At 39.3% G+C, this 3739-nt stretch carries 4 protein-coding genes and 1 pseudogene; 4 read left to right on the plus strand and 1 reads right to left on the minus strand.

The genetic code is table 11. The features are described from left to right. From AKG43_RS13485 to AKG43_RS11695, 3 genes and pseudogenes are all read left to right on the plus strand, one after another. Window positions 1–209 (plus strand): annotated as a pseudogene (locus AKG43_RS13485) (hypothetical protein); the annotation flags it as partial. 484 nt (window positions 210–693) lie between these two features. Beyond that, window positions 694–1476, plus strand: a complete 783-nt coding sequence (locus AKG43_RS11690; RefSeq protein WP_054617452.1) for a hypothetical protein — start codon at window positions 694–696, stop codon at window positions 1474–1476. A 52-nt stretch (window positions 1477–1528) separates the two neighbouring features. After that, entirely contained in the window at window positions 1529–2122 is a 594-nt protein-coding gene (locus AKG43_RS11695) for a hypothetical protein (protein WP_054617453.1), read from the plus strand. On the opposite strand, the gene AKG43_RS11700 is transcribed toward AKG43_RS11695, so the two are convergent. Then, on the minus strand, window positions 2111–2356 hold the full coding sequence (locus AKG43_RS11700; protein ID WP_054617454.1) for a hypothetical protein: 246 nt from the start codon (window positions 2354–2356) through the stop codon (window positions 2111–2113). The two genes, AKG43_RS11695 and AKG43_RS11700, sit on opposite strands and share 12 nt — an antisense overlap. A 6-nt stretch (window positions 2357–2362) precedes the next feature. On the opposite strand from AKG43_RS11700, the gene AKG43_RS11705 reads away from it, so the two are divergent. Beyond that, window positions 2363–3739 (plus strand): RHS repeat-associated core domain-containing protein (locus tag AKG43_RS11705; RefSeq protein WP_197273152.1); only part of this gene is annotated, 1377 nt, incomplete at its 3' end.

Raw genomic sequence — 3739 nt, forward strand, 5'->3', positions numbered from 1 at the left:
ATCATATTGTTATATTGTTAGATAGATTTGGAGGAAGGTATTATGAATATTTTTATATTTCTTTTGAGAATAATCACCTTGTTTTAAAGAGTATATTAACAAGAAGTATCGCTAGAGAGGATTTTGACGGAAAAACATTGGAATGTAAAAAATATATTAATGTATCATTAAAAAAATATCAATATCATTTTGATGAAAGTACAAGTTAGGGTTTTAAATGTATTAAAAAATATCTAATTGAAAATAATTTATCTGATTTAAGAAAAATTCTTAAAGATGGTCTTAATGATAAAAATTTAGTTGAGATAGCTGATATAGATAATCATAGAATTGATTGGTATTTGCAAAGATTCCCTTTATCCAATAAAACGGTTACTCAATATAATGATATTGCATTCTATTTGGCGAAAAACCAAAGATTTGACACTTCGAATTATTTATTAGAAAAGATCATAATAAGATTTCCGCATAGGGCTGTTGCGTATTTAAATATTGGAGATAATTATTTGGAATCAGGGAATAATGAAAGAACAATATACTTTTATAAGAAATATATTGATTTAATGAACAGTCAAGGAAAAAAATCAAAAATACCAAGCAGAGTGTATGAAATAATTCATTAAAATTTAGATAGAACATTTAAAAAAAATCTGAAATAAAAACATAATCTTGATAAATGTGAGAAATGCAAGTATGCAAATTAAAATTGTATTTTATGTATATGCAATAATGATACCAAGTATTGCGAATGCATTTGATTGCAATGATAAATCATTATTTGAAGAGCAAGGTCATTTGTCATTTTCGGATAACTTGGGGAATCAAATCTTTTTTAGAAAAATAGATTCGCCAAAATCCGATATACAAGTTTTACAGATTAATTGCAAGACAGGGATACAATATAAGGTTTTAGAGCTGCCATTTTTAGGCGGTAGCCCTGAAATAGCTTTTGCTTTTCCTTATTCAATTGATAAAAATAAATATTTGTTCATTTCTCAAAAAATAAAGCCAAAATATTCTATCACTGGTATTCCATATGTGGATAATTATTATCTTAACTATGTATTAAAAATGGAAAATGATATTTATGAAAAGGATAATGATTTATCTGAATTTTTTGGCGAGGGAGGAGATATTTATGATATTCATGATATAAATGATGAAAATAATTTTCATCCCAAAATATCTTACTTATTTCCATATAAAACGGAAAAATCTATTAAAAATGAATTAAATAATTCTCTATTTAAGAAATGGAAGAAACAAGAATTAAAAGTTGGTCGTGTCAATAAAAAAACTTTGTTACAAGAAGTGCCTAATTATGTCCAAAATGAGAAAAGATACTTGGTTGGGGGAGATACCTTTAAAATTAAAGCTATTAGTGCAAGATGGCTCAATATTGTTTATAAGAATTCCGAAAAATCAAAATGGGTTGAAGGGTGGATTCAATGTAAAGATACTTCTGTTTGCCAGTAAAATTTAAAAAAACTTAGGAATAACATTAGGTTTTATATAGAAACAACATGAGATGAAAAAAGTAATTATATTTATACTTATGTATTTAAAGATGAGTTATGGATTTACTCAACATGGGCCTACATCATTTGAATCATTTATAAATGGTCAAAATCTCTCTCCGAGTAATTTATTACTGGTCAGGGATTTCTTAAATGCTTTACCTCTTCATATAGAAATTGTTCCAATTTCAGATAAATTTCCAATTCAAATTTATCAATCAAAATCTATGCCTATCGTAGTGAAATTGATGACTGTAAATAAATATGATGATGGTGATAGCTATAATCCAGCTTGTGTTGTGGTGTCGAAGTCTGCCAATTTTATGATTTACGGAGAAGGAAATGGTGGCTTTCCGCAATGTCTTGCACCAAAGAAGCATCAAATGATTAATTTTTCTAAAGGAAACTATTTTATTTATAAGTATTTGGTAAAAGATACTAGGAAGGAGCTGGATTTAGCAGGTCTTGTGCTATTTGAGAATAGTGACGGAGATATTTCTGAAAGTATTTATAGTGAAAAAATTTTGAGATTGTCGAACCGCACTCAAAACATAAAGTTAATTAAAAAACTTGGTGTACAAGAATTAAATATCTTAAAAAAATAAACAAGACAAATAAGCTGCATATAACATATACAAGAAAACCGCTACGGCCAAACCCACCGCTTCGGCAACCACCGCCGCGAGCTGCTGCAAACCACCGTCTACCACCGCGACCGCCTCGGCCGCCTCGGCCGCATTACCCAAAAAGACAGCCACCATACCGACAGCACCCGCAGCGACAGCAGCCGCTACTTCTACGACAAACTCAACCGTCTGACCCGCGCCTACAACGCCCACAGCGATTTGCGCCTCAGCTACAATTCAGACGGCCTGTTGGTCAAAGAACAATACCAAACACTGGGCGAACCGATACAGCCGGGCATCATCCGGCCCCGCACCCAAGACGGTATCCCGTTGGTGACCGAATACCGTTACGACATCCTCGGCAACCGCACCCAAACCATCCTGCCGACGGGCGAGACGCTCAACTACCTCTACTACGGCAGCGGCCATCTGCACCACATCAACCTCGACGGCGACACCATCACCGATATCGAGCGCGACGACCGGCACCGCCCCGTATCCAGAAGTGCCGGCAAACTGCACACCCACCTGATTTCAGATCCCTTAGGCCGTCTGAAAGAGCAGCTGGTACAGCTCGAAGCACCCGGCGGCAAAGCCACCGAGCTGAAAGGCCTGATCAAACGCCGTTATCATTACGATACCAACGGCAATCTGGTTCAAACCGAAGACCAACACCACGGCAATAAAGACTACGCCTACGACCCGCTGGGCAGGATTACCCGTGCCGGCGACGAACGCTTCGCCTTCGACCCCGCCCACAATATCAGCGGCGACGGTGTCAAAGTTACCGGCAACCGCCTGACCGACTATAACGGCATCCGCTACGTTTATGATCCGCTGGGCAACCTGAGCGAACGCCACAACGACGCAACGGGCGAAAGCCAGTATTACCGTTACGATGCCGACAACCAACTGACCGAAGCGCGTATCGAACAGACAGACAGGCCGTCTGAACACTGGCTCTACCGCTACGACGCCTTAGGCAGAAGGGTGAGCAAACAGAACGCCCACAACCAAACGGAAACCCGTTTCCTATGGGAAGGCAGCCGCCTGTTACAGGAATACAGCGATAAAGCGACCTATACTTACGTTTATACCGAACAGGGAGGCTACGAACCGTTGGCGCAAATCGTTCAGACGGCCAACCGGGACGGCAGCAAAGCCGACAGACAGATACTGTACTACCACAACGACCAAATCGGCATTCCGCGCGAGATGACGGACGCGGAAGGCAACATCGTTTGGCGCGGAGAATACAGCGGTTGGGGTAAACTGAATAATGCAGAGGGTGCAAACCTGAAAGAAGACGTGCATCAGCCGTTCAGGTTACAGAACCAGTATGCAGATGTAGAGACGGGGCTTCATTACAACTTCTTCCGTTATTACGATCCGCACTGCGGGCGGTTTACCCAGCAGGATCCGATTGGGTTGGCTGGGAGAGATAACCTTTATGATTTTGGCCAATCAGATCAAGGATGGGGTGATCCTTTAGGGCTTAATGGTTATCAGTGGTTACAACATCATCTTGACAGCCCCGGAATGAGAGATGCGTATAATAGAGGCATGGGAGATTTTGAAGCTGCTGCTAGAGCCCAA

It is taken from the genome of Neisseria sp. 74A18 (assembly GCF_001308005.1).
Lineage (GTDB): Bacteria > Pseudomonadota > Gammaproteobacteria > Burkholderiales > Neisseriaceae > Neisseria > Neisseria dumasiana.

What these genes read in the sequence shown, in the direction of transcription:
- AKG43_RS11690 (WP_054617452.1), top strand. Translation starts at nt 694, where the DNA reads ATGCAAATTAAAATTGTATTTTATGTATATGCAATAATGATACCAAGT.
- AKG43_RS11695 (WP_054617453.1), top strand. Translation starts at nt 1,529, where the DNA reads ATGAAAAAAGTAATTATATTTATACTTATGTATTTAAAGATGAGTTAT.